This is a genomic window from Paraburkholderia sp. J10-1 (assembly GCF_905220165.1).
In the GTDB taxonomy this organism is placed as follows: domain Bacteria; phylum Pseudomonadota; class Gammaproteobacteria; order Burkholderiales; family Burkholderiaceae; genus Paraburkholderia.
Genome location: NZ_CAJMYW010000004.1, coordinates 417,885 through 442,431 on the forward strand (window position 1 = coordinate 417,885; position 24,547 = coordinate 442,431).

General features: G+C 64.5%; 26 protein-coding genes and 1 tRNA gene. 8 read left to right on the forward strand and 19 right to left on the reverse strand.

What is annotated here, in order from left to right:
- Positions 1 to 265: 265 nt before the first annotated feature.
- The 3 genes from rsmD (at position 266) to U5A65_RS17065 (ending at position 1,860) form a co-directional block, all read left to right on the forward strand.
- A complete protein-coding gene (gene rsmD, locus U5A65_RS17055; protein WP_321907659.1) occupies positions 266 to 907 on the forward strand; it encodes a 16S rRNA (guanine(966)-N(2))-methyltransferase RsmD in 642 nt (213 codons plus the stop codon).
- 108 nt (positions 908 to 1,015) lie between these two features.
- The gene (coaD, locus tag U5A65_RS17060) at positions 1,016 to 1,519 is read left to right on the forward strand and encodes a pantetheine-phosphate adenylyltransferase (protein ID WP_321907661.1); all 504 of its coding nucleotides are present in this window, start codon (positions 1,016 to 1,018) and stop codon (positions 1,517 to 1,519) included.
- Positions 1,520 to 1,599: 80 nt separating this feature from the next.
- Positions 1,600 to 1,860 (forward strand): YfhL family 4Fe-4S dicluster ferredoxin, encoded by a 261-nt coding sequence (locus U5A65_RS17065; RefSeq protein WP_321907664.1) that lies wholly within the window; start codon positions 1,600 to 1,602, stop codon positions 1,858 to 1,860.
- A 70-nt stretch (positions 1,861 to 1,930) separates the two neighbouring features.
- On the opposite strand, the gene hisC is transcribed toward U5A65_RS17065, so the two are convergent.
- From hisC to U5A65_RS17105, 8 genes are all read right to left on the reverse strand, one after another.
- Positions 1,931 to 2,998 (reverse strand): histidinol-phosphate transaminase, encoded by a 1,068-nt coding sequence (gene hisC, locus U5A65_RS17070; protein WP_321907667.1) that lies wholly within the window; start codon positions 2,996 to 2,998, stop codon positions 1,931 to 1,933.
- A 15-nt stretch (positions 2,999 to 3,013) separates the two neighbouring features.
- On the reverse strand, positions 3,014 to 3,616 hold the full coding sequence (pth, locus tag U5A65_RS17075; RefSeq protein WP_321934342.1) for an aminoacyl-tRNA hydrolase: 603 nt from the start codon (positions 3,614 to 3,616) through the stop codon (positions 3,014 to 3,016).
- A gap of 149 nt (positions 3,617 to 3,765) precedes the next feature.
- Positions 3,766 to 4,374: a 50S ribosomal protein L25/general stress protein Ctc gene (locus tag U5A65_RS17080; RefSeq protein WP_321907671.1), complete on the reverse strand. Its 609-nt coding sequence runs from the start codon at positions 4,372 to 4,374 to the stop codon at positions 3,766 to 3,768.
- 166 nt (positions 4,375 to 4,540) lie between these two features.
- Positions 4,541 to 5,497, reverse strand: coding sequence for a ribose-phosphate pyrophosphokinase (locus tag U5A65_RS17085; protein WP_321907823.1), 957 nt, complete (start codon positions 5,495 to 5,497; stop codon positions 4,541 to 4,543).
- 89 nt (positions 5,498 to 5,586) lie between these two features.
- Positions 5,587 to 5,663 (reverse strand) — tRNA-Gln (locus tag U5A65_RS17090).
- A 50-nt stretch (positions 5,664 to 5,713) separates the two neighbouring features.
- Positions 5,714 to 6,616, reverse strand: a complete 903-nt coding sequence (gene ispE, locus U5A65_RS17095; RefSeq protein ID WP_321946846.1) for a 4-(cytidine 5'-diphospho)-2-C-methyl-D-erythritol kinase — start codon at positions 6,614 to 6,616, stop codon at positions 5,714 to 5,716.
- Between the two features lie 87 nt (positions 6,617 to 6,703).
- Positions 6,704 to 7,366, reverse strand: a complete 663-nt coding sequence (lolB, locus tag U5A65_RS17100; RefSeq protein ID WP_321907673.1) for a lipoprotein insertase outer membrane protein LolB — start codon at positions 7,364 to 7,366, stop codon at positions 6,704 to 6,706.
- Positions 7,366 to 9,201, reverse strand: coding sequence for a tetratricopeptide repeat protein (locus U5A65_RS17105; RefSeq protein WP_321907675.1), 1,836 nt, complete (start codon positions 9,199 to 9,201; stop codon positions 7,366 to 7,368). The genes lolB and U5A65_RS17105 overlap by 1 nt, the downstream gene beginning before the upstream one ends.
- 122 nt (positions 9,202 to 9,323) lie before the next feature.
- On the opposite strand from U5A65_RS17105, the gene mutM reads away from it, so the two are divergent.
- Both mutM and mutY read left to right on the forward strand, forming a co-directional pair.
- Positions 9,324 to 10,154 carry a bifunctional DNA-formamidopyrimidine glycosylase/DNA-(apurinic or apyrimidinic site) lyase gene (mutM, locus tag U5A65_RS17110; RefSeq protein ID WP_321907677.1) on the forward strand — a complete coding sequence of 277 codons (831 nt, stop codon included), beginning with the start codon at positions 9,324 to 9,326 and terminating at the stop codon, positions 10,152 to 10,154.
- Between the two features lie 15 nt (positions 10,155 to 10,169).
- Complete coding sequence (gene mutY / locus U5A65_RS17115; protein WP_321946847.1) at positions 10,170 to 11,303, forward strand: A/G-specific adenine glycosylase; 1,134 nt, start codon at positions 10,170 to 10,172, stop codon at positions 11,301 to 11,303.
- Between the two features lie 29 nt (positions 11,304 to 11,332).
- On the opposite strand, the gene U5A65_RS17120 is transcribed toward mutY, so the two are convergent.
- From U5A65_RS17120 to kdsD, 11 genes are all read right to left on the reverse strand, one after another.
- Positions 11,333 to 11,968, reverse strand: a complete 636-nt coding sequence (locus U5A65_RS17120) for an LON peptidase substrate-binding domain-containing protein (RefSeq protein WP_321907680.1) — start codon at positions 11,966 to 11,968, stop codon at positions 11,333 to 11,335.
- Positions 11,969 to 12,010: 42 nt separating this feature from the next.
- Positions 12,011 to 12,904, reverse strand: coding sequence for an RNase adapter RapZ (rapZ, locus tag U5A65_RS17125; RefSeq protein ID WP_321907682.1), 894 nt, complete (start codon positions 12,902 to 12,904; stop codon positions 12,011 to 12,013).
- A gap of 150 nt (positions 12,905 to 13,054) precedes the next feature.
- Positions 13,055 to 14,023 carry an HPr(Ser) kinase/phosphatase gene (gene hprK, locus U5A65_RS17130; protein WP_028201859.1) on the reverse strand — a complete coding sequence of 323 codons (969 nt, stop codon included), beginning with the start codon at positions 14,021 to 14,023 and terminating at the stop codon, positions 13,055 to 13,057.
- Positions 14,024 to 14,194: 171 nt separating this feature from the next.
- Positions 14,195 to 14,650, reverse strand: coding sequence for a PTS IIA-like nitrogen regulatory protein PtsN (gene ptsN / locus U5A65_RS17135; protein WP_028201860.1), 456 nt, complete (start codon positions 14,648 to 14,650; stop codon positions 14,195 to 14,197).
- A gap of 363 nt (positions 14,651 to 15,013) precedes the next feature.
- On the reverse strand, positions 15,014 to 15,370 hold the full coding sequence (gene hpf / locus U5A65_RS17140) for a ribosome hibernation-promoting factor, HPF/YfiA family (protein ID WP_028201861.1): 357 nt from the start codon (positions 15,368 to 15,370) through the stop codon (positions 15,014 to 15,016).
- Positions 15,371 to 15,543: 173 nt separating this feature from the next.
- Positions 15,544 to 17,061 (reverse strand): RNA polymerase factor sigma-54, encoded by a 1,518-nt coding sequence (locus U5A65_RS17145; protein WP_321907684.1) that lies wholly within the window; start codon positions 17,059 to 17,061, stop codon positions 15,544 to 15,546.
- A 278-nt stretch (positions 17,062 to 17,339) separates the two neighbouring features.
- Complete coding sequence (gene lptB, locus U5A65_RS17150) at positions 17,340 to 18,131, reverse strand: LPS export ABC transporter ATP-binding protein (RefSeq protein ID WP_321907686.1); 792 nt, start codon at positions 18,129 to 18,131, stop codon at positions 17,340 to 17,342.
- Positions 18,128 to 18,817, reverse strand: coding sequence for a lipopolysaccharide transport periplasmic protein LptA (lptA, locus tag U5A65_RS17155; protein ID WP_321907687.1), 690 nt, complete (start codon positions 18,815 to 18,817; stop codon positions 18,128 to 18,130). The genes lptB and lptA overlap by 4 nt, the downstream gene beginning before the upstream one ends.
- A 31-nt stretch (positions 18,818 to 18,848) precedes the next feature.
- Positions 18,849 to 19,448, reverse strand: coding sequence for an LPS export ABC transporter periplasmic protein LptC (gene lptC / locus U5A65_RS17160; protein ID WP_321907689.1), 600 nt, complete (start codon positions 19,446 to 19,448; stop codon positions 18,849 to 18,851).
- The gene (locus U5A65_RS17165) at positions 19,445 to 19,999 is read right to left on the reverse strand and encodes an HAD family hydrolase (protein WP_321946848.1); all 555 of its coding nucleotides are present in this window, start codon (positions 19,997 to 19,999) and stop codon (positions 19,445 to 19,447) included. The genes lptC and U5A65_RS17165 overlap by 4 nt, the downstream gene beginning before the upstream one ends.
- Entirely contained in the window at positions 19,999 to 20,985 is a 987-nt protein-coding gene (gene kdsD / locus U5A65_RS17170) for an arabinose 5-phosphate isomerase KdsD (RefSeq protein ID WP_321907693.1), read from the reverse strand. The genes U5A65_RS17165 and kdsD overlap by 1 nt, the downstream gene beginning before the upstream one ends.
- Before the next feature lie 208 nt (positions 20,986 to 21,193).
- Between kdsD and U5A65_RS17175 the strand changes: the two genes are divergently transcribed.
- The 3 genes from U5A65_RS17175 to U5A65_RS17185 all read left to right on the forward strand — a co-directional run bounded on the left by U5A65_RS17175 (position 21,194) and on the right by U5A65_RS17185 (position 24,534).
- Entirely contained in the window at positions 21,194 to 23,209 is a 2,016-nt protein-coding gene (locus U5A65_RS17175; RefSeq protein ID WP_321934336.1) for a cation:proton antiporter, read from the forward strand.
- A gap of 111 nt (positions 23,210 to 23,320) precedes the next feature.
- On the forward strand, positions 23,321 to 23,887 hold the full coding sequence (locus U5A65_RS17180; RefSeq protein WP_321907697.1) for an adenine phosphoribosyltransferase: 567 nt from the start codon (positions 23,321 to 23,323) through the stop codon (positions 23,885 to 23,887).
- Positions 23,888 to 23,919: 32 nt separating this feature from the next.
- Positions 23,920 to 24,534 carry a LysE family translocator gene (locus tag U5A65_RS17185; RefSeq protein ID WP_321934335.1) on the forward strand — a complete coding sequence of 205 codons (615 nt, stop codon included), beginning with the start codon at positions 23,920 to 23,922 and terminating at the stop codon, positions 24,532 to 24,534.
- The last annotated feature ends 13 nt before the right edge of the window (positions 24,535 to 24,547 follow it).

Below are 24,547 nucleotides of genomic sequence, written 5' to 3' on the forward strand. Positions count from 1 at the left end.
CGGGTCGGACCGAGGGGCGGTCAGCGACGGCATGGGAAGAGGTAACGCGCGGAAAACATGGCATTTTATCAGGCACATTACCTGGAGTCGCGGCGGCGTCGCCGCAGGGTCCTTGCGGCGTGCGCGCGGCACGTGCGCGCCCCTGTGGTAACGTGCGCGCATTGGAGGGTGCGATGTGGAAGCGTCGTGCCCGAACCCAGCAGCCGAGTTCCGCCGGCAGATTGACTGCCAGCGGTCAAATGAACGCAGCCGTACGACCCAACGCATGACCCGCTCCTCATCCTCACGTGGCCAAGGCGGCCGTTCCCATCAGTCCGATCCGCGCGCGCGTGGCGGCGGCGGAACACACACGGTCCGCATCATCGGCGGCGACTGGAAGCGCACGCCGCTGCCGGTGCTCGATCTCGATGGACTACGCCCGACCCCCGACCGCGTGCGCGAAACGCTCTTCAACTGGCTCGGCCAGCGCCTCGACGGCCTGCGCTGCCTCGACCTGTTCGCGGGCAGCGGCGGCCTTGGCTTCGAGGCGGCTTCGCGCGGTGCCGCGCGAGTCGTGATGGTGGAGCGCAGCGCGCGCGCCGCGGCGCAGTTGCGCGCGAACCAGGCGCGCCTTGGCGCGCGCATGATCGAAGTCGCGGAAGCCGACGCGCTGCGCCTGGCGGCCAATCTCGCGCCAGGCTCGTTCGATGTGGTGTTCCTCGATCCGCCGTTCGGCGAGACCGCGCTGCTCGAGCGTTCGCTCGAACTGGCCGCGCCGCTTGTCGCCTCGGGCGGATGGCTCTACGTGGAGTCCGGCGAGCCGGTCGATCCGGCGGCACGGCCCGCGCTGGCGGGCTGGAGCGTGGTGCGCGAGGGCCGGGCGGGTGCGGTTCACTATCATTTGCTGCAGCGCGAAAATGAGGAATAATGCGCGTTCGATAAGAAGCGGCGGGCGGCCTGGCCGTCACGCGCGCATATGTGCAAGCGTCGCCACGGCAGTGCATTGCACCCCATTTCTGTTGAGAGGAGAAGCCTCATGGTAGTCGCCGTGTACCCCGGCACCTTCGACCCGCTTACGCGCGGCCACGAAGATCTCGTGCGGCGCGCGTCGAGCATTTTCGACACGCTGGTAGTCGGCGTTGCGGACAGCCGCAACAAGAAGCCTTTCTTCTCGCTCGACGAGCGGCTCGAGATTGCCCACGAGGTGCTCGGCCATTATCCGAATGTCCAGGTCATGAGCTTCAAGGGGCTTCTGAAGGACTTCGTGCGCACCAACAACGCACGCGTGATCGTGCGCGGGCTGCGCGCGGTGTCGGACTTCGAGTATGAATTTCAGATGGCGGGCATGAACCGTTATCTGCTGCCCGACGTCGAAACGATGTTCATGACGCCTTCTGACCAGTATCAGTTCATTTCGGGCACGATCGTGCGCGAAATCGCCCAGTTGGGTGGAGATGTCAGCAAGTTCGTGTTTCCTTCAGTGGAAAAGCGCCTGCAGGACAAGGTGGCCTCAATGGGCGGCCCGGTTACGAAGGCGTGAACGCGCGGCGAAAGCAGCGTAAACTATAGGGCTAAGCAACGTGTGAGCCGGCCTTCGTGCTGGCAGGAAGTGAGATAAGCATGGCCCTGATGATTACCGACGAGTGCATCAATTGCGACGTGTGCGAGCCCGAGTGCCCGAACGACGCGATCTCGATGGGCCCGGAAATCTATGTGATCGACCCGGGCAAGTGCACCGAGTGTGTCGGCCATTTCGATGAGCCGCAGTGCATTCAAGTGTGCCCGGTCGAGTGCATCCCCAAGAATCCGGAGCATGTCGAGTCGCCGGAGCAATTGATGCAGAAGTACCACGCGCTGATCGCGGCGAAGAACGCCGCCTGAATCTCGCAGAATCCTTCGGGAATAAAAAACGCGCCAACAGGCGCGTTTTTTATTTCATCTTGCCGTCTTCTTACGCGACGATGGCCTTCAATGCATCGACGAGCGTGTCGCATTCGGCATCGGTGCCGATCGAAATGCGCAGATGCTGGTTCACGCGCGGCGCGTTGAAATGGCGCACGAAGATCTCTTTTTCACGCAGTTTGGCCGCAATTGCAGCCGCGTCGTGCGCAGGGTGCTTCGCAAACACGAAGTTTGCCGCTGAAGGCACCACTTCGAAACCGAGCGCCGAGAGCGCGGCCGTCAGACGCTTGCGGCTTGCGATCACGCGCGCGCTTGTCGTCTTGAGCCATTCGGCGTCTTCGTACGCGGCCGTCGCGGCGGCTTGCGCCAGACGGTCGAGCGGGTACGAGTTGAAGCTGTCCTTCACGCGGTTGAGCGCGTCGATGAGATCGGGCTGGCCGAACGCGAAGCCCACGCGCATGCCCGCGAGCGAGCGCGACTTCGAAGTCGTGTGCACGACCAGCAAGTTGGGATAGCGGTCGATCAACGCAATGGCCGATTCGGCGCCGAAATCCACATAGGCTTCGTCGACGACCACCACCGACTCCAGGTTCGCCGCGACAAGACGCTCGATTTCCGCGAGCGGCAGCGCGTGACCCGTGGGCGCATTCGGATTCGGGAAAATCACGCCGCCATTGGGCTGCAGGTAATCGTCGACGTTGATCGTGAACTGCGCGGTAAGCGGCACCGTACGGTACTCGACCTCGTAGAGCCGCGCGTAGGTCGGGTAGAAGCTGTACGTGATGTCCGGAAAGAGGATCGGCTTGTCGTGCTTGAGCAGTGCCTGGAATGCGTGGGCGAGCACCTCGTCCGAGCCGTTGCCGACGAACACCTGGTCCGCGCGGATACCGTGATGCGCGGCCACAGCGGCGCGCAGGCGCTTCGCGACGGGATCGGGATAGCGGCGCAGCGACTCGCCCGTTTCGCCGAGCTCGTGGCGGATCGCCTCGAGCACGCGCGGGGAGGGCGCGTAGGGGTTCTCGTTGGTGTTCAGCTTGACCGGCTTCGCGAGCGCGGGCTGTTCGCCCGGCACGTAAGGCACGAGCCGGTTGACGATGTCACTCCAGTAACGACTCAAGACGCTCTCCTTGTTTCAACCATTGCGATGCAACTGCATCACCGCGCGTTCGGCCTCGCCCTTCACGAACGTCGGCATCACGGCGAGCGCGCGCTCGATCGAGGCGTCGATTACATCCTGCTCTTCGCGCCGCGGCGGCTTGAGCACGAAGTTCGCGACATCGGGCTTGGCGCCTGCGCGCGCGCCCTCGGGAATCAGATCGCGCGGATGGCCGATGCCGATGCGCAAACGCCAGTACTGCTGCGTCGACAGATGCGCGGAAATATCCTTCAAGCCGTTGTGTCCGCCGCTGCCGCCGCCGAGCTTGAGCTTGACGGTGCCGGGCGACAGATCGAGCTCGTCGTGCGCGACGAGGATCTCGTTGGGCAGGATCTTGAAGAAGTTCGCGAGCGCGACGACCGACTGCCCCGAGCGGTTCATATAGGTTTGCGGCTCGAGCAGATGCACTTCCTCGCCGTAGAGACGCGCCTTCGCATAGTGGCCGTGAAAGCGCCGCTCGTCGCGCAGCGTCGTGCCGGCTTCGCGCGCGAGCTGGTCCACGAGCCAGAAGCCCGCGTTGTGGCGCGTCGCCGTGTATTCGGCGCCCGGATTGCCGAGCCCGACGATCAACCTGATCATTGTGGTGTTCCGCCTGCGGAAATCAGTCAGTCGACCCGCAAGTGTACGAAAAAGTGCGAAAAAAAACCCGCCGGGGCGAACCGCGGCGGGTCACGTCGTCCGTTTCAGGGAAACGGATCGAGAGGATCGGCTCGTTGAAGCCGCTGCGCTTACTCAGCAGCCGGCGCTTCTTCGCCTTCAGCAGCCGCCTGGGCGCCAGCCGGCACGGGTGCCGACGCGACGACCGGGTTTTCGCTCTCAACGTGCGGGACCAGCGTCACGCCTGCGGGCAGGGTGATGTCCTTGGCGTGCAGCGATTGGCCGGCTTCGATCTTGGCGAGGTCGACTTCGAGGAATTCCGGCAGTTGGCCCGGCAGACACTGGATTTCGATTTCAGCCAGAACGTGCGAGATGATCGCGCCACCCAGCTTCACAGCCGGGTTCGTTTCCTGGTTCATGAAGTGCAGCGGCACCTTCGTGTGGATCTTCTTGTTCGGATCCACGCGCTGGAAGTCCACGTGCAGCACGAGCTGACGGAACGGGTGGTATTGCACGTCGCGCAGCAGAACTTGTTGCGACTTGCCGGCCACTTCGAGGTCGAGGATCGACGAGTGGAAGGCTTCCTTCTTCAGGGCGTGCCAAAGCGCGTTGTGGTCGAGTTCGACCAGTTGCGGCTCCGAACCAACACCGTACACGATGCCAGGGGTCTTGCCAGCATTGCGCAGGCGGCGGCTCGCACCCGTACCTTGCAGGTTACGCTCGAAAGCGATGACTTTCATTTGATTCTCCAATGCACTGCCCGCGACCAGGCAGTAAAACGGGGCCTTTCCAGCCATTGCCTTGTGAGGCCCCCAGCGATGCAGCGCGAACCTTCGTCCGTTCGCGCCGATTACGTGCAAAAGCGCGGCGCTCTTGCGAACACCGCGCCTTGCGCGTCAATTCTGATCAGCTTTCCGCGAAGAGCGACATCACCGAGTCGCCGCGACGGATACGCGAGAACGTTTCGGCAAGAAGTCCTGCGCTCGTGAGCGCGCGGATCTTCGCGCACGAACGCGCTTCGGCGCCCAGCGGAATCGTGTCGGTCACAACCAGTTCGTCGAGTGCGGAAGCAGCGATACGCTCGCCTGCGCCACCCGAGAGAACCGGGTGCGTGGCGTAAGCGAACACCTGCTTCGCGCCGCGTTCCTTCAGCACTTGCGCTGCCTTGCAGAGCGTGCCGGCGGTGTCGACCATGTCGTCCATGATCACGCAGGTGCGGCCTTCGACTTCACCGATGATGTTCATCACTTCGGCGACGTTCGCCTTCGGACGACGCTTGTCGATGATCGCGAGATCGCAGCCGAGTTGCTTGGCGAGCGCACGGGCGCGCACCACGCCGCCGACGTCCGGCGAAACGACCAGCAGGTTCTCGTGATTCTGCTTGCGCAGATCGCCGAGCAGCACGGGCGTTGCGTAGATATTGTCGACGGGAATATCGAAGAAGCCCTGAATCTGGTCGGCGTGCAGATCCATCGTGATGATCCGCTCGACGCCGGCGATTTCCAGCATGTTCGCCACGACCTTCGCCGAGATGGCGACGCGCGCCGAACGGGGGCGGCGGTCTTGACGGGCATAGCCGAAGTAGGGGATAGCGGCTGTGATCCGGCCTGCGGATGCGCGCTTGAGCGCATCGACCATGATCATCAGTTCCATCAGGTTGTCGTTGGTCGGTGCGCAAGTCGACTGAAGGACGAAGACGTCCTTGCCACGCACGTTTTCCTGGATTTCGACCTGGATTTCACCGTCGGAAAAACGGCTAACCATAGCCTTACCGAGGGGAATACCGAGGATCTTGACGACTTCCTGGGCAAGCGCGGGATTCGCGTTGCCAGTAAAAACCATCAGGCCGTCATGGCTGCTCATCATGCACCTGCTGCGGACTTGGGGGGCGGAGAGGAACTACTTAGGCGAACTGCCCTGGGTAACCCACAGAGCGAACTGCCTGGAATTTTTGGCAGGGGAGGAAGGACTCGAACCCTCGCATGCCGGAATCAAAATCCGGTGCCTTAACCAACTTGGCGACTCCCCTACACTCAACTTCGAGCCTGGCTGACCGGTAGGTCGATCAACCACGCAAAACTATGCCGCGAAAGCGAAGAGTGGATGTGTATTCAGACTCGAGGCTACCGCGCTTCTCCAGTCCGGTTGTTCCGCAAGCAGTTTGGCTTGTGCCGATTCTGCTTCGGACCGACTGGCGAATGCTGCAAAAACGCTGGCACCCGATCCGGTCATCCGCGCTGGTGCGATGCTATTCGAGACACTCTCAAACCATCGAAGCACCTGCGCTACTTCCGCGTATTTTCCTGCGACAACCGCTTGCATGTCGTTATGGCCGAAGCTTTCTGGCCATCCGTTTTGCGTTGCTTGCTGTGCAAGAAAGACTGCTATTGTGCAGGCCTTTGTGTCCCTTGTCAACGATTTTTCTGAAAAAATCTCGGCAGTAGGAACATGAACCCGCGGCGTCACAACCAAAAAATGACGCGGGGGCAATTGTACAGCCTCCAATGCTTCTCCAACACCCTCCGCGAATGCATTTTTCCCGAACACGAAGAAGGGTACGTCCGCGCCCAGCTTGAGTGCGAGTGCCTGCAGTTCTTCGCGCGGCAAATTGAGTTTCCAGAGGCGGTTGAGCGCGAGCAGCGTCGTGGCCGCGTCCGAGCTGCCGCCGCCAAGACCGGCGCCCATTGGCAGCCGCTTTTCGATATCGATCTCGACGCCTTCGCTCGTGCCCGTGTGTTGCTTGAGCAACGTGGCTGCGCGCACGGTGAGGTCATGCTCGGCCGGCACGCCTTCCACTTCTACGGTGCGCGTGATGCGGCCGTCCTGGCGACGCGTGAAATGCAGCGTGTCGCCCCAGTCGAGCAACTGGAACACGGTCTGCAGATCGTGATAGCCATTGGGGCGGCGACCCGTGATGTGCAGGAAGAGATTGAGTTTCGCGGGCGCTAGGCAGTCGCGCAGCGAGTCCTGGGTTTCGATCATGATGCTTTACGGATGCCTGAATCCTGGCCGGCGCATGCCGGCCAGATATTGCTGAAGAGAGACAGTAACTGACAGTAACCGGCGCGCTTACTGGTCGAGCACGAGCTTGATCTGGAGCGGCGGATCTTCGCGCGTGAGATTGACGCGCTTCACGCCCGTGCCCGGCGTGTCTGCATAGGCGACGTAATCGATGGTCCAGCCGTCCTGCTCGATCTGCGAAAGCCGCTGCGGATTCTGCGGATCGGGCGTGGTGCGCGCGTGCGACGAGGGCGCAACCGATGGCTGCAGCCAGTAGCGCAGCCCTTCCACGGGCAGTGCGAAGCCGAGCGCCTGCTGCATGAGCGTGCTCACGTTGTCGGCCGTTAGCGGCTGACGGTTGGGCAGCTCCAGCGTGGCTTGCGACGGCGCGGACGTGACGAGCGCGAGCGTTTGGCCGAGCGGATTGAGCAGTTGCAGCGTCACCGTGGAGTCGGTCTCGCGCCAGTCGAAGTTGCCGTACGCGTTGCGCTGCTGGCCGTTCTGGTCGACGTACTGCACAGCGAAACGGCCATGATAGGCGCGGCTCGTTTGTGTAGTCAGCGAGGTCGTGGCGTTCGAGGTGGACGGCTGGCGCGGCGGCTGTTGCGTGGCGCAGCCCGCGAGTACAAGGAGCGCTGCCGCTGCTGCGCCAAGCGACGCGCGCCGCACAAAGCGGGCGGCGCGCGCAGCGGATAGTGCCTTTGAGGAAACCGAAGTGAAAAAATCTGCCATCAGAGATCGTTGACCTGGAGGCGCTTGAGCGTCTTCAGGAGCGTGTCGTTGTCGGGTTCGAGCTTGCGGGCCTCGCGCCACGCTGCGCGTGCGCCGTCCTGGTCGCCGTTCTTCCAGAGCACTTCGCCGAGGTGCGCGCCAATTTCCGCGTTCGGCTGGAGACTGTAGGCCTTGCGCAAGAGCTTGATCGCGTCGGCATTGTCGCCCAGGCGGTATTTCACCCAGCCCACGCTGTCCATGATGAACGCGTCGTCCGGGGCGAGCGCCGAGGCTCTTTCAACCAGCTTGTCGGCTTCCTGCAGGCGCTGGTTGCGGTCCGCGAGTGAGTAGCCGAGCGCGTTGTAGGCCTGCGGATTGTCAGGCTGCGTCTTGATCAGTTTGCGCAGTTGCGCTTCCATGATGTCGTAATGGCCGTTCTTTTCCGCGGCCATCGCGTAGTCATAGGTGAGGTCCGGGTCGTCCGGGAAGTCGGCGGTCGCCTTCGCGAGGCGTGCCTCGGCTTCCGGGTAGCGCTTCGCGTCGAACAGGATCGCGGCGTCGGTGCGCGCGATCAGCGCCTGGTCGCGCGGATCTTCGGCTTGAATGCTCGCGAGCTGTCGGCGCGCGTCGTCGGTCTTGCCTTCCTTGTCCAGGATTTGCGCACGCGTGATCTGGGCCGGCACGTACTGCTGGCTGCTCGGCTGGATCTTGTCGAGCCACTTCTGCGCACCGGCATCGTCCTTCTGCTCGACCGAGAGTTGCGCGAGGTAGATATAGGCCTGACCGGGGTCCGCGGCCGGATTCTTCTCGGCCAGTTGTGCGTATTGCGTCAGATACTTCTGCGCAGCGTCGAACTTCTTCTGCTGCACGCTGATGAGCGCAAGCGCCATGAGCGGCATCAGGTCGTTCGCGTTCTCCTTGTGCAGGATCTCGAACTGCTTTTGTGCGTCGTCGAGTCGGTCGGCGGCGAGATACGTTTGCGCGAGTGCAAGACGGCCTTCGCGCGACTTCGGGTTCTGCTGGACGTACTTCTCGATCGACGCAATGCCTTCGGCACGCTCCTCCGGCCCCATCTGCGCGAGCATCAGCGCGGCGGGAAGGTAGTCGGGCTTGAGCGCGAGCGCCTGCTCGAACGACTTGCGCGCGCCGGGCACGTCGTCGGCGAGCAGTTGCTGGCGGCCGATCGCGAGCTGCGCCTCGGGGCGGTTCAAGTCGTCCTTGAGCAGCGTCTTGAGCACATTCAGGCCGCCCACGCGATTCGGGCCGCGCGACAGCAGAAGCTGCAACGAGAGGATGGCCTGGCCGCGGCTGTCAGCCGGGACTTTCGCCAGTTCGCGCGCGAGCAGCGGCTGGGCGTCGTCGGGCTTGCCGGCGAGCACGAGCAGCGAGGCGTCGAGTTGCGCGGCGCGCTCGGAGTCGGGCGCGTACTGCTGCCAAAGCTGGACCGCGGTCAGTGCGTCAGAAGGGCTTTGCGCCGCGAGCGCGATTTCGGTCGCGCGCTGCGCCATGCGCGGGTCGTGCGTGTCGCGCGCGAGCGCGAGATACGTTTGAAAGGCGGGCGCAGGCTGGTCGCGTTGCAATGCGATTTCCGCGGCGAGCACCTGGAAGACGATCTGGCTCGACAGCGGTACGCTCGGCAGATCCTTCTTCTCGTCGGGCGAGGCGGGACCGAAAGCGTCCGGCATGGTGACGGAAGTGTCGTCCGTGTCGGGGGACGGATCCTGCGCATACGCGCTCGACGTGGTCAACGCCCAGGCCGCGAGAACAGCGGCCCCTACGAGGCGACGCGCGAAGGCGGCAGGCATGCTGGGCGTCGTGGGACGCTTCGCGAACAGCTTAACGAAAGACAGTTCCATGGAATTCCGTCGAATGTTTCGGTCGATTGTAACGCGCTGGCTACAATACGCGCACAACGCGCACACACGTTTACGCAAGTTGCAGACCAACCCGGACCAGCATCGGAATCAGGCCGCCAGACATGCCAGAGTTGCCAGAAGTTGAGGTTACCCGAAGGGGGATCGAACCGTGGGTCGCGGGCCGCCGCGTTGAGCGTGTGGAGGTGCGCAACCCCTCATTGCGCTGGCCTGTGCCGGCCACGCTCGCCCGTACGCTGCGCGGCCGCACGATCCGTTCCGTTGGCCGGCGCGGCAAATATTTGCTGTTCGAGGTCGACGAAGGCTGGTTCATCGTGCACCTGGGCATGACCGGCACGCTGCGCGTGCTGCGCAATCTGCCCAAGCCTCCGGCCGCTGAGAAGCACGACCACGTCGACTGGTTCTTCGACGATTTCACGCTGCGCTTTCGCGACCCGCGCCGTTTCGGCGCCGTGCTCTGGCACCCGCGCGAAGCGGGCGACGTGCTCGGGCATCCGCTGCTGGCGGGGCTCGGCATCGAGCCGTTCACGCCGGCCTTCGACGGCGCGCTGCTCTTTCGCGAGACACGCGGGCGCAAGGTCGCCGTCAAGCAGGCACTGCTCGCGGGCGACATCGTGGTGGGCGTCGGGAACATTTATGCGTCGGAAAGTCTGTTCCGCGCCGGTATCCGGCCGACGACCCCGGCCGGGCGCGTTTCGCTCGCGCGCTACGAACTGCTCGCGGACGCCGTGCGCGCCGTGCTCGCCTCGGCCATCGAGAAGGGCGGCAGCACGCTGCGCGATTTCGTCGGCAGCAACGGCCAAAGCGGCTATTTCCAGCTCGAATACTTCGTTTATGACCGCGCGGGCCAACCCTGCCGCGTGTGCGGCACGCCGATCAAGCAGATCGTGCAGGGCCAGCGTTCCACTTATTTCTGTCCGCGCTGCCAGCGGTAAGCACCAAGCTTTGACATGTACCGAACTTCGTCCACCTCCGCGCCGCTGCCGGCTGGCGCCTATCCCGCTGAACTGCTCACCGGCTTTGCGCCGCGCCTGATTGCCTGGCAGCGCGAGCACGGCCGTCACGATCTGCCGTGGCAGAACACGCGCGACCCGTATCGCATCTGGCTTTCGGAAATCATGCTGCAGCAGACCCAGGTCTCGACCGTGATTCCGTACTACGCGCGTTTTCTCGAGCGCTTTCCCACGGTCGAATCGCTCGCCGCCGCGCCCGACGACGACGTGATGGCGCTCTGGGCCGGCCTTGGCTACTACTCGCGCGCGCGCAATCTGCACCGCTGCGCGCAGGTGGTCGCGCAAACCCACGGCGGCAAATTTCCGTCGACGGTCGAGGCACTCGCAGAACTGCCCGGCATTGGCCGCTCGACGGCGGCGGCGATCGCATCGTTCGCGTTCGGCGCGCGCGAGACGATTCTCGACGGCAACGTGAAGCGCGTGCTTGCTCGCGTGTTCGGCGTGGAAGGCTTTCCTGGCGAAAAGCGCGTAGAGAACGCGATGTGGACGCTCGCCGAAACGCTCGTGCCGGGTCCCAAAGCGAGCGACGCCGATGTAAGCGCGTACACGCAAGGCTTGATGGATCTCGGCGCGACGCTGTGTGGGCGTGGCAAGCCCGACTGTGCGCGTTGCCCGTTTGCCGACGACTGCGTGGCGAATACGACGGGACGTCAGCGCGAACTACCCGCCGCGCGCCCGAAGAAGACCGTGCCCACGCGGCGCACGTGGATGCTCGTGCTGCTCGACGGCGACGCGGTGATGCTGGAGAAGCGCCCACCATCGGGTATCTGGGGCGGTTTGTGGAGCCTGCCCGAAGCGGCCGACGAACCCGCGCTCGCCGAACGCGCGCGTGAGTTCGGCGTGACGCCTGAGCGTGCGGCCTCAAGCTCCACGCTCGCGCCGCTTACGCACACGTTCACGCACTTCAAGCTCGACATCGAGCCGCGCGTGATCGAACTGAAGCGCAACGTCGGGCCGCTCGAAGTGAACGATGGACAGAGCGCATGGGTGTCGCTTTCCAATATCGACGCGTATGGGGTGCCTGCGCCTGTGCGCAAGCTGCTCGACGGATTGCGTGGACCGCTGATCTGAGTCAGCGAGAAAGCAGCGTCAACGTCGCATCAAAGCAGCTGATGCTGCTGCATGTAGTGATGCACGATTTCGATACGCGCGCCCGCGTCGTTCAGCTCCATGAGCTTCTGACGCGCGCGCAGTGCGATTGGCAGCACCTCGGCGAGACGGTTCGATACCCACGAGGGATCTCCGAAGCGAAACGGCTCCGCAAACGGCAGGCTCGCGGGATCGCGTTCGCGAATCGTCGCGATGATGCGCTCGAGCACTTCCGCGCACGCGCCGAATTGCGCAAGCTGCTTGCCGCCTTCTAGCGGTATGTCTTCGGGAATCAGTTCGGCCATACCCACGAGCAGGCCGTCGGCTTCCACGCGATGCGAGAGCAGATGAAAGCGCTGCGTGCCATGTGCCTTGATGTGCAGCATGCCGACGGTTTCGACATCGCATTGCTCGATGAGCGCGAGGCAGCCAACGGACTCCGGCACGGCGGTCTCGTCGGGCTGTGCGACTTCGGCGCCGCTTTTGAGCAGACACACGCCGAACGGCGTGCGCTCGCGCAGGCACTCGCTCGCCATGTCCAGGTATCGCGCTTCGAAGATCTTGAGCGGCAGCAGGCCGCCAGGGAAGAGCACCGTATGCAGCGGGAACAGCGGCAAATCGGCAAGCACGGCAGGAGACGAGGACATGGCGCAACGCTTTCGGTTAAGGGCCGCGCGATGCGCAGCCGGTTAGGCGATCAGCCGTGACGACTCTCCGACATCGAGAGGCGCGTCGCGGTGACGCACGATAACGTTCGACTCGCCGGCAAAGCGCGTGGCGAGCGTCTGGGCGATGAACACCGAACGATGCTGTCCGCCCGTGCAGCCAATCGCAACGGTGAGATAGCTGCGGTTGTCGGCGCGAAAATGCGGCAGCCACTTCGCGACGAACGCATAAACATCGTCGATCATTTCGTGGACGGCCGGCTGCGCATTCAGAAAGTCGATCACGGGCTGATCGAGCCCGGTGAGCGGCCGCAGACGAGCGTCGTAATGCGGGTTCGGCAGCGTGCGAACATCGAACACGAGATCCGCGTCGAGCGGCACACCGCGCTTGAAGCCGAACGATTCGAACGTGAGCATGAGCGAGCCGCGCTCGCCTTCGACGAACACCTTCACCCACTGGCGCAGCGCGTTGGAACTCAAGTTGCTCGTGTCGACCTGATGGCCGAATTCGGCAAGGTTCGAGACGAGTTCGCGCTCGTGCTCGATGGCTTCTTCGAGCGACTTGAGCATGCCCACGTTCGCATCGTGTGCGGCGGAGCCTGAAAGCGGATGGCGGCGACGTGTTTCCGAGAAGCGCTGGATGAGCGACTGCGTGCTCGCATTGAGGAACAGCACGCGCACGTCGTGGCGAAGCGCCAGGTCGCGGATCATCTCCGGCATGTCGTCGAACGACGAACTCGAGCGCGCATCGATAGCAACGGCGAGGCGTTCGTAGCCGTCGTCGCTGAGATATTGCGCGAGTTGCGGAAGAAAGCGCGGCGGCAGATTGTCGACGCAGTAATAGCCGACGTCTTCGAGCGCATTGAGCGCCACTGACTTGCCGGAACCCGAAATGCCGGTGATCAGGATGATACGCATGGGAGAGTCGATGAACCCGATTGGGTCATCATAGCATCCGATCCGCGCGCCTGTATTGGCTCTCCGGGCCGCAGAGGCTTGTTTCGAGGGCGCGCGGCGTGAATCGCGCGCCTCGCCGGCCGCACCTCGCCGGCCACGCGTCTTCGTGCGTCAGATCAGCTTGCCGGGAAACTGGCTGTCGGGGTCCTGCATGGCAAGACGCTGGCGGTCCATGAAGTCGCGCAGCGTGTCGATGCCGCGCAATTGCAGGATCGTGTTGCGCACGGCGGCCTCGACCAGCACGGCGAGGTTGCGGCCCGCGGCCACCTGGATCGTGACCTTGCTGATCGGCAGGCCAAGGACGTCCACGGTCTGGCTTTCCAGCGGCAGACGCTGGAACTCGCCGTCCGGGCGGCGCACGAGTTGCACGATGAGCTTGAGCTTCATCTTCCGGCGCACGGCCGTTTCACCGAAGATCGTCTTGATGTCGAGCAGACCCAGGCCGCGCACTTCGAGCAGATTCTGCAAGAGCGGCGGGCAGCGGCCTTCGACGAAATCGGGGCCGAGGCGCACGAAATCCACGGCGTCATCGGCCACGAGGCCATGGCCGCGGCTGATCAGTTCCAGACCCAGTTCGCTCTTGCCGAGACCGGAGTCGCCCGTGAGCAGCACGCCCATGCCCAGAATGTCGAGAAACACGCCGTGCAGCGTCGCGCGCGGCGCGAGGATGCGCGACATGTAAAGGCGCAGGCTGTCGATGACGGTGGCCGCCGACATCGGCGTGGTGAAGAGCGGCGTGGACGAACGCGTACAACGCAGCACCAGCTCGGGCGGCGCGGTCATGCCGTCGGCGACCACGAGGAACGGCGGCTCGAGTGCGATCAGCTCGGCCATGTGACGCGAGCGGTCTTCGTCGGTTTGGCGCTGGTAGTAATGGATTTCGGCGTCGCCGAGCACCTGGATGCGGTTCGGGTGGATGAGGTTCAAGTGGCCGACGAGGTCCGCGCTCGCCGTGGCCGTCGCCACCGTTTCGGTCGAAAAGCCGCGTTCCCAGCCTTCGTGCCCCGTCAGCCAGCTGAGTTTCAGCGTGGTGGCGTTGTCGTCGAAGATGCTTTGGGCGTTGATGCTGGAAGTGTCCATGAGTCGGTGACTCCGCGAGATGACTCGCTTAACGGCTGACTAGATTGTGTGACCCGGTTGGCTCGCGGCTGCTTGCGCCTTGCGCTTCACCCCTGCAACGAGCTTCGCGCGCGCGCTCTTCGGCCGCGCGTACCCGCTCGCGCGCCCCGCGAGACGCCGCCGCGTATTACATCAAGGTTGCCACTGGGTGAGCAGGCGATGCAACGTTTCGCGGTCTTCTTCCGTATGGAGCCGCTCACGTGTTTCGCGATCCGACAACAGTTGTGCGATCTCGGACAGGATTTCAAGGTGCTGCTGCGTGGCCTGTTCCGGCACGAGCAGGAAGATGAGGAGCGAGACGGGCTGACCGTCTGGCGCTTCGAAGGCGATCGGCTCGGCGAGGCGCACGAAGGCGGCCTGCGGCTGCTTCAGGCCCTTGATGCGGCCGTGCGGGATCGCGACGCCTTCGCCGAGGCCCGTGGAGCCAAGGCGCTCGCGTGCGAAAAGATTGTCGGTAACCGTGCTGCGGGCGATGCCGTTCTGGTTTTCGAAGATCAGGCCAGCCTGTTCGAAGACGCGTTTCTTGCTGGTAACGGACAGGCCGACGACGACGTTCTCGATGGGAAGTATTTTGGCTAAACGATTCATGTTGGCAGGCGAAAACGTGGCCTGAATGCTTCACACCCCGACCGCTGCCCGCTTTGGCGGCAGCTTTGGATCTGGCGACGAAGCCCGGTGCCGGGACCGTGGGGACCTGTTGGTGCGAATTGCCCCGTTAGACCCCGTAATACGACTGGATCATTATAGAACAAGCGCTCACGCCGATGGTGCGATGCGCCACGCATGAGCGCAACCCTCGTGCTCCGGTTGCACCCAGCGGTAAAACCCTGCACTGCACCCACTCACGAAAAAGCCGCCCGGTTCGGGCGGCTTGGCTTCGTGGGGCGGAGGATCAACTATCGACTCCAGCCCCGGTTCATGGCGCAGATTGCCACAAGGAACACTGTGGGATCACTGCGGCGGGATTTCGATGATGGGCGCAGGCTGGTGCTTGATCGCCTCATGTTGATGTCCCTGCACGCGGTCTTTGTGACGTACGACCTGGCGATCGAGCTTGTCGACCACGAGATCGATGGCGGCGTACATGTCGCCGTTCGCGCTCTCCACAAAGATGTCCTTGCCTTTCAGATGAAGGTTCACTTCAACCTTCTGTCTCTTATCCTTTTCCTTATGGTTGTCGACCGAGAGGACCACATTGCCATCGATTACCTGATCGAAATGTCTTAGCACCCTGTCCAGTTTGGTGATCACGTATTCTCGCAACGCTGGCGTTACTTCGAGATGGTGTCCACTGATCTTCAGATTCATAGTGCTTCTCCAGGCTAATGGCCGCGTGACGCGTGAAGTGCGGCAATGCCGGTCGACTGTCTGCCAGTGCGCGGCTCCCCGAAAGGCCTGCGACGGCGGGCTAACTCGGCCGGCCATGTCCGCCAACGGGCGTAGCGACCGGAAAACGCTTGCTCCGTGAAAGCCGGAACAAGCTAAAGAGACTTGCGCAGATTGACCGCTGGAATCTTCAACGCCTCACGATACTTCGCGACTGTGCGTCGCGCGACCACGAAGCCCTGTTCCGCCAGCAGTTCGGCGATGCGGCTGTCTGAAAGAGGGGATTTGGTGTTCTCGGCTCCTATGAGTTGCTTGATGAGGGCGCGGATGGCGGTGGACGATGCAGCGCCTCCGGTGTCCGTTGAAACATGCGATCCGAAGAAGTACTTAAATTCAAGTGTCCCGAATGGAGTCAGCATGTATTTACCGGTTGTCACACGCGAGACAGTTGATTCGTGTAGGCCCAGCGTATCAGCAATCTCCCTCAAAACCAAGGGGCGCATGGCGATTTCGCCGTGCACGAAAAAGTTCTTCTGACGCTCGACGATAGCCTGCGCGACACGCAGGATCGTCTCAAAGCGCTGCTGGATATTCTTGATCAGCCAGCGCGCTTCCTGCAGCTGTTGGCGCAGCGAACCGCTGCCCGGGTCGCCGCGGTTATTGCGCAGAATATTCGCGTACAGATGGTTGATGCGCAGCTTCGGCACCACCTCCGGGTTCAGTTCGGCATGCCAGTTCTGGCCGGCCTTCTTCACGATGATGTCCGGCACCACGTAATCGGCTTCGGCCTTGCCATACGACGCGCCCGGGAACGGCTCGAGCGAGCGGATCATCGCATGCGCATCGCGCAGCTCGTCGTCGCCCGTCTTCAGTTGCTTGCGCAACCGCGTGAAATCGCGCGCGGCGAGCAGTTCCAGATGGTTCGACACGATCTCGAGCGCGAGCGTGCGCGTGGGCGACGAATTGACGCGCAGCAACTGCAACTTGAGGCACTCGGAGGCCGAGCGCGCACCCACGCCCGCGGGGTCGAAGCTATGCAGCAGCGCTAGCGCCGCATTGAATTCATCGACGTCGACTTCGAGCTCTTCAGGGATGTCGGCAAGAATTTCCTCACAAGTCGCGCTGAGGTAGCCGTCTTCGTCGAGCGATTCGATGAGGAACGTGATGAGCGCGCGGTCGCGCTGGCTCGCGTTCGTTTCGCGCAGCTGCGCCATTAGATGGTCGCGCAGCGTGGTGGTCGATTCGTGGATTTGCAGCGGCGGCAGGTCGTCGTCGTCGGAGGCGTTGCCGGAGCGGCCGTAGTCGTCCAGGTTCCACTGGCTCGCGTCGCCGTTCGAGTCGCCGCCGAGGCCGTCGTACTCATCCACGCCGCGCGGCTCGCTCTCGCTGTTTTCGCCGCTGCCGTTGGATGCCGTGGTCGACCCGGTCGCGCCCTGCATCGGCTCCGCGCCCGAAGGCGTGGGCGGCTGCGCGATGACCGAGCCGTCTGCGGCCACGCGCAGCGGGCTCGCGATCCAGTCGTCCTCGTTCTCGAGCAGCGGGTTCTGCGCGATCGCCGTTGCGACCTCCTGCTGCAGTTCGAGCGTCGACAGCTGCAGCAGCCGGATGGACTGTTGCAGTTGTGGCGTGAGCGCAAGATGCTGCGAGAGGCGGAGTTGGAGGCTGGCTTTCATGGCGGTGTGCGAACCATTGTAAAGAGTTTGCCACGCGGACGAAACCACGGGACATTCGCAAAAACGAGCGTGTGCCGCGCTGCCGTGTGCCCGGAATTTGGTGCGCAAACAGGGTCGCCGCTCGCCCTGCTGTGCACCGTTTTGGGGGCAAGGTCGATACAGCGGAGTTACACGGGGAAACGCGAAAGATAAGGCCGGAAAAACGCGAATGCGGATCGCGCGCGCGGGCGGGCGCTGCGGTACTGCGGTGAGTGGGCGCGCGAGGCGCGCCCTGGAGCTTACATGCGGAAGTGTTCGCCGAGATAAACGCGGCGCACGCTTTCGTTCTCGATGATCTCGCCGGGCGCGCCGGCCGCGAGCACGGTGCCGTCGCTGATGATGTACGCGTGGTCGCAGATGCCAAGCGTCTCGCGCACGTTGTGGTCGGTGATCAGCACGCCGATGTTGCGCTGCTTGAGGAACTTCACGATCTTCTGGATTTCCAGCACGGCGATCGGGTCCACGCCCGCGAACGGCTCGTCGAGCAGGATGAAGCTCGGATCGGTTGCGAGCGCGCGCGCAATTTCAACGCGCCGGCGTTCGCCGCCCGAGAGCGACAGCGCCGCGTTCTCGCGCAGATGCGCGATCTGCAGTTCGTCGAGCAGCGCTTCGGCACGCTCGGTGATGACGTCTTTCGACAGACGTTTGCCGTTGCCGTCCACCTGCAGTTCGAGCACCGCGCGGATGTTCTCCTCGACGGTGAGCTTGCGGAACACCGAAGCTTCCTGCGGCAGATACGAAAGACCGAGCGCCGCGCGCTTGTGAATGGGCAACAGGCTGATGGACTGGCCGTCGAGGTCGATCTCGCCGGCGTCGAGCGGCACGAGGCCCACGATCATGTAGAACGACGTGGTCTTGCCGGCGCCGTTGGGGCCGAGCAGACCGACCACTTCGCCGCTTTTCACGTCGAGCGAAACGTCCTTGACGACGGTGCGCGAGCCGTAGCGCTTCTTCAGGTTGCGCACGACGAGCGTGCTCGTCTTGCCGGCCAGCTGGCGGCCGTAGCTTTGGGGGGCGGTGACGGTATTCACTGTGGCGGCGCTTCCTGCAGCTTGGTGGACGGCGTGAGCGCTGCCGGGGCGCCGGCGGTCGGCTGTGCGCCGGTGGTGTTGCGCGGCGAGAGCATGGCGCGAACGCGGCCGCCCGGGTTGCCGGGACCTGCGACGTCCTTGCCCGACTTCGCCGTGTAGAAGTCGTTCTGGCCGTCGTACGTGACGACGCTGCCGTGGACCTGATCCATCACGGTGGAGAGGCCCTGCAGGCGGCGCACGGTGGCGCGCGTCGTGAGCGTGGTCAGGTCCTGCCTGCCGTCGTAGTCGATGCGCTCAGCCGTGCCGTCGACGTATTCGTCGAGGCCTTCGCGCTTCTGGCGGAAGTAGGCGAGCTTTTCGGCGGGCGTGCCCGGCGCGACGGTGCCGGTTGCGTACTGGTAGCCCTGCGGGTCCTGCGTCACGACGAGCTTGTCGGCCTTGATGAGGATCGTGCCCTTGGTGGCGACCACGTGGCCGGTGAAGACGGTCTGCTGCTTCAGATCGTCGTACGTCATGTTGTCCGCTTCGATATTGAGCGGCTTGTCCTTGTCGGCGCGCTCGGCGTGGGCCGCGGGCGCGAAGCCGGCGAACAGCAGCGCGCTGGCGAGCGCCATCAGCGCAGCGAAGCGTGCGCGGCGCGCGTCAGGCGAACGGCCGTTCAGTGGACGGGGAAGCGAATCGTTCATGCAATCGTGCCTTGCGTGGACGGCCCGGCGTTCAGGACGAGCCGCCGGAGTCAGCCGGGGCGATGGCTCCACGGACGTTGCCGAAGAGCTGGATGACCCGGGTGACATTGTTGTAGTTCATGCCGCTGGTGGCCGTCATGACCGACTGGCCGCGTCGAAGTTTAACCGGCTTTTCGGTCAGGATCACATCGTCATTCACGAGCACTTTGAAATGCTCGGAATCAGCCTGCATTTCCGGGTCGCCTGCGCCAGCCGCGCGCAGAATGCGCGCGTCGTCGTACAGATTGACGATCGAGGCGTCGGCGTTGACCGTGCCGCGCAGCCCGGTGGCCGTGACGATCGGCTTGCCGGGCTGGAATGCGCGCACGGCCGGGTTCGTGAGGTCGCTGTTCTCGTCGTCCTCGTAATGAACCATGTGCGTGGCGGTGAGCCGGTACTGCGTGGAGCCCGACTGGTCGAGTTCGGACACCGAGAAGTTGTCGGCGAAATAGTCGGGCGTATGCGTGAGCGCACGCGGCGCCGCCTCTTTTTCGCGCGGCTGGACGGCCTGCAGCAGCCACCATGTGAAACCGGCGAGCGCGGCGACGCACACGAGCGGCACGAGCGAGGTGAGGCGGAACTTCTGGTTCATCGCGGCATCCCGGCCAGCGGCGCGCAGGCCTCGGCGAGCAACGAGTCGTAATGGTTCTGCGCGCGCAGGATCAGGTCGGTGACTTCGCGCACGGCGCCGTGGCCGCCTACCTTGTCGGACACCCAGTGGGCGCGCGACAGCACGTCCGGATGGGCGTTGGCGGGGGCGGCGGCGAAGCCGCACTGGAGCATCACGCCGAGGTCGGGCCAGTCGTCGCCCATGTAGCCGCACGCTTCGGGGGCAATGCCCGTTTGCGAGAGCAGTTCGGCGAATGCCACGCGCTTGTCTTCCACGCCCTGCCACAGGTGCGTGATCTTCAGCTCCTTCGCGCGCACGGCGACGATTTCCGAGCGGCGCCCGGTGATGATGGCCGTGTCGATGCCGGCTTCGCGCAGGAGTTTCGCGCCGTGGCCGTCGAGCGAGTTGAACGCCTTCATCGTGTCGCCGGCGCCGGTGAAGAGCAGGCCGCCGTCGGTCAGTACGCCGTCGATGTCGAAAATCATGAGGCGCACACGCGCGGCGCGCGCGGTTGCGTCGAGTGGGGTAGCCATCAGATCACCTTCTTGGAAAACAGGTCGTGCATGTTGAGCGCGCCGATCAGCGTGCCCTCGGCATCGACGACCAGCATCTGATTGATGCGATGGCGCTCCATCAGTTCCACGGCTTCGACAGCAAGTTGATCCGGCCCGATGGTGCGCGGGCCTTTCGTCATGACCTGCGCGATCGGCAGGTCGCGGAAATCGCCCACGCGCTCGAGCACGCGGCGCAGGTCGCCGTCGGTGAAAATGCCGGCGACGTGGCCGTCGGCGTTGACGACCGCCGTCATGCCCATGCGCTTGGCCGTGAGCTGGAAGAGGGCGTCGCGTACGGTCACGTCGTCGCCCACCTTCGGGATTTCGTCGCCGGTGCGCATCACGTCGCGCACGTAGGTCAGGAGGCGCCGGCCGAGCGCGCCGCCCGGATGCGAGCGCGCGAAGTCGTCGGCACCGAAGCCGCGCGCGTCGAGCACCGCCACCGCAAGCGCGTCCGAGAGCGCGAGCGCCGCCGTCGTGCTGGCCGTGGGCGCGAGGTTCAGCGGGCAGGCTTCCTTCTCCACGCCGGCGTCCAGATGGACGTCAGAGAGCTGGCCGAGCGTCGACTGCGGGCGATTGCCCGTCATGCCGATGAGCTTCGCGCCGATGCGCTTGACGAGCGGCAGGATCGCCACGAGTTCTTCGGATTCGCCGGAATTCGACAGGCCGATGAAGACGTCGTCCGCGGTGACCATGCCGAGGTCGCCGTGGCTCGCTTCCGCCGGATGCACGAAGAACGCCGGAGTGCCCGTGGAGGCCAGCGTGGCCGCGAGCTTGCGGGCAATGTGACCCGATTTGCCGATGCCGGAAACGACCACGCGTCCGCGGCAGCTGAGGATGAGGTCGACCGCGCCGACGAAGTTGTCGTCGAGCCGGTCGCGAAGCCCGCGCACGGCGTCCGCTTCGATGTCGAGCACGTCGCGTGCGAGCTTCAGCGCCCGGTCGCCATTGATTTTCGCTATCATCCGCGGAGTATAGCAAAGGCGTCTGCGCGCCGCGCCAGCGCCCCCAGCGCCCAAACCCCGTGCGCGAGCCGCCTGGCTTATCCAGCAAGCAGTTTCTCTGAGCCCTTCCCATGTAGCCGCCTTTGCGTCGATCATTGACCCGGCGCCGGGCAGAATTTGCATTGCCGCTCACGCAAACCGCGGCCGACGAACGAGGACGCTTCACACGATGATCTCCCCGCTGGAAATGACGCTGTTCCTGCTGCTCGCCTCGGTGGTTGGCGTCGTGCTCTTTCGTTATCTGAATCTGCCGCCGATGCTCGGCTATCTCACGGTCGGCATTCTCGTGGGCCCGCGCTCGCTCGGCATCGTGCCGGACACGCACGGCGCGCAGAACCTGGCCGAGTTCGGCGTCGTGTTCCTGATGTTCTCCATCGGCCTCGAGTTCTCGCTCTCGAAGCTGCGCGCCATGCGCCACGCCGTGTTCGGCCTCGGGCTCTCGCAGGTGCTCGGCACGATCGTGGTGGCGCTCGTGCTCGGGCTCGTGCTGGAGCCGTGGGTCCATATCACGTGGCAGGCGTGCGTGGCGCTGGGCGGCGCGCTCGCCATGTCGTCCACGGCCATTGTCAGCAAGATGCTTTCCGAGCGGCTCGAAATCGAATCGGAACACGGCCGCAACATTCTGGGCGTGCTGCTGTTCCAGGATCTGGCCGTGGTGCCGCTGCTCATCGTGATTGCGGCGTTCGGTGGCTCGTCGGCTTCGCTCGTCGAGTCGCTCGGCACGGCGGCCGTGAAGATCGTGCTCGCACTCGGCATTCTGCTCATCGTCGGGCAGAAGTTCATGACGCGCTGGTTCAACGTGGTCGCGCGGCGCCGCTCGCAGGAGCTGTTCGTCCTCAACGTGCTGCTCGTCACGCTGGGCGCGGCGTTCATCACCGACAAGTTCGGCCTCTCGCTCGCGCTCGGCGCCTTCATCGCGGGCATGCTGATCGCCGAAACGCCGTACAAGCACCAGGTGGAAGAGGACATCAAGCCGTTTCGCGACGTGCTGCTCGGCCTCTTCTTCGTGACCACGGGCATGCTGCTCAACCCGCACGTGATCTGGCAGCACCCCATCATGGTGGCGGCATTCTTCCTTGGGCCGCTCGTGCTCAAGGCCGTGCTCATCACCGCGCTCACGCGGATTTTCGGCGCTTCGCCGGGCGTGGCCATGCGCACGGGCCTCGGCCTCGCGCAGGCCGGCGAATTCGGCTTCGTGCTGCTGAACCTCATTCTCGACAAGCATCTCGTCGATGCCACGCTGCTCCAGGCGATCCTCGCGGCCATGCTGCTGTCGATGCTCGCCGCGCCGTTCCTGATCCAGAACGCGGACCGCATCGTGCTGCGCCTCTCCTCGACGGAATGGATGCAGCAGTCGCTGATGATGACGCGCATCGCCACGCAAAGCATCAAGCAAAGCGGCCACGTGATCGTGTGCGGCTATGGCCGCGCGGGGCAGAACCTCGCGCGCATGCTCGAATACGAAGGCCTCTCGTACGTGGCGCTCGACCTCGACCCGGACCGCGTGGCGGCTGCCGCGGCCGCGGGCGAGTCGGTGGTGTTCGGCGACGCGGCGCGCCGCGAGTCGCTCGTCGCGGCGGGCATCCATCGTGCGGCAGCCGTGGCGATCACGTATGCGAACACGCAATCGGCGTTTCGCGTACTCCATCACATTCACGAGCTGGAGCCGACCTTGCCCGTGATCGTGCGCACGGTGGACGACGCCGATCTCGAACGCCTGCTCGCCGCGGGCGCGACCGAGGTGATTCCGGAGATCGTGGAGGGGAGCCTCATGCTCGCCTCGCACATGCTGGTGCTGATGGGCGTGCCGATGCGGCGCGTGGTGCGCCGCGTGGAGGAACTGCGCGACGAGCGCTACAGCCTCCTGCGCGGCTACTTCCACGGTACCGACGATGTGGGCGAGGACGGTCACGAGCAGGTGCGGCTACAATCCGTACCGGTCGACGAGCGCGCCGATGCCGTGGGCCGTACGCTCGCGGAACTGGGCCTGTACGAACTCGGCGTCGAGGTGACGGCGATTCGCCGCCACGGCATTCGCGGTGTGGAGCCGGACCCGTCGACGAGGCTGCGCGAGGCCGACATCGTCGTGCTGCGCGGTTTGCCCGAGCAGCTCGCGCAGGCCGAGGAGCGGCTTTCGCGCCATCGCAAGCCGGGCGCGGCCGGCGCGGGCGCGGCGGCGGCCTGATACGCCGCCGCCGCTACGATCGCCGTCCCGTCTCGACATCGCGCCTTCGGGGTCCTGCCCCGTTTAAACCGTCCAACCGCTGTTCTTTACTAGTCATTACCCGGAGAAATCATGTCCAACGCACCTGCGAACCCGAGCGCCGAAGCCGCCCAGTTCGTGAAGAGCCTGATCCGCACGGTGCCCGACTGGCCTCAGCCGGGAGTGCAGTTCCGCGACATCACGCCGCTCATTGGCCATCCGAAGGGCCTGCGCGTGCTGATCGACCTGTTCGTCGAGCGCTATGTCGACGCGAAGCTCGACTACGTGGCGGGGCTCGATGCGCGCGGCTTCATCATCGGGCCGATCGTCGCTTACGAGCTGAACGTCGGTTTCATTCCGATCCGCAAGATCGGCAAGCTGCCGTACAAGACCGTCTCCGAAACCTACCAGCTCGAATACGGCGAAGCGACGGTCGAAATTCACGAGGACGCCTGCGGCAAGGACGACCGCGTCGTGATCGTCGACGACCTGATCGCCACCGGCGGCACCATGATGGCCGGCAAGCTGCTGCTCGAACGCCTCGGCGCGAGCGTGGTGGAGGGCGCCGCGATCATCGACCTGCCGGATCTGGGCGGCTCGAAGCTGCTCACCGATGCCGGCCTGTCGCTCTTCACCGTGACCGCCTTCGGCGGCCACTGAAACCCGAACGCATCACGCCACGAGTCGATCTCATGCCGAATTTCGCGCTCTTTCTCGCCACGTCCATCGCCATCACGTTCGCGCCGGGCCCCGACAACCTTCAGGTGCTCGCGCGCGGCATTTCGCAGGGCCGCGCCGCCGGTCTCGTGGCCGCGCTCGGCTTCGCCACGGGTGTGACGTTCCACATTACGCTCGCCGCGCTCGGCGTGGCCGCCGTGCTGCGCTCGTCGCCGCTCGCGTTCCAGATCCTCAAGCTCGCGGGCGCCGCCTATCTCGTGTGGATCGGCGTGAAGGCGCTGCGCAGCCAGGGCCTCGCCGCCGCCGGCGACCGGCCGCGCCAGCCGCTTGCCGCGATCTTTCGGCAGAGCGTGATCGGCAACATGATGAATCCGAAAGTGACGCTGTTCTTCGTCGTGTTCCTGCCGCAGTTCGTCGACTCGCATGGCGCGCAAAGCGTCACGCTGCAGATGCTCGAACTCGGCCTCGTGTTCATGGCGCAAACGGTCGTGGTGTTCTCGCTCTTCGGGCTGTGCGCGGGCACGATCGGCGGCTGGCTCAAGCGCCGCCCGCGCGCGGGCGTGTGGCTCGATCGTCTCGCTGGCCTCACCTTCATCGCCATCGGCATTCGCATCGCCCTGCGCGACTGATCTACGGAGTCCT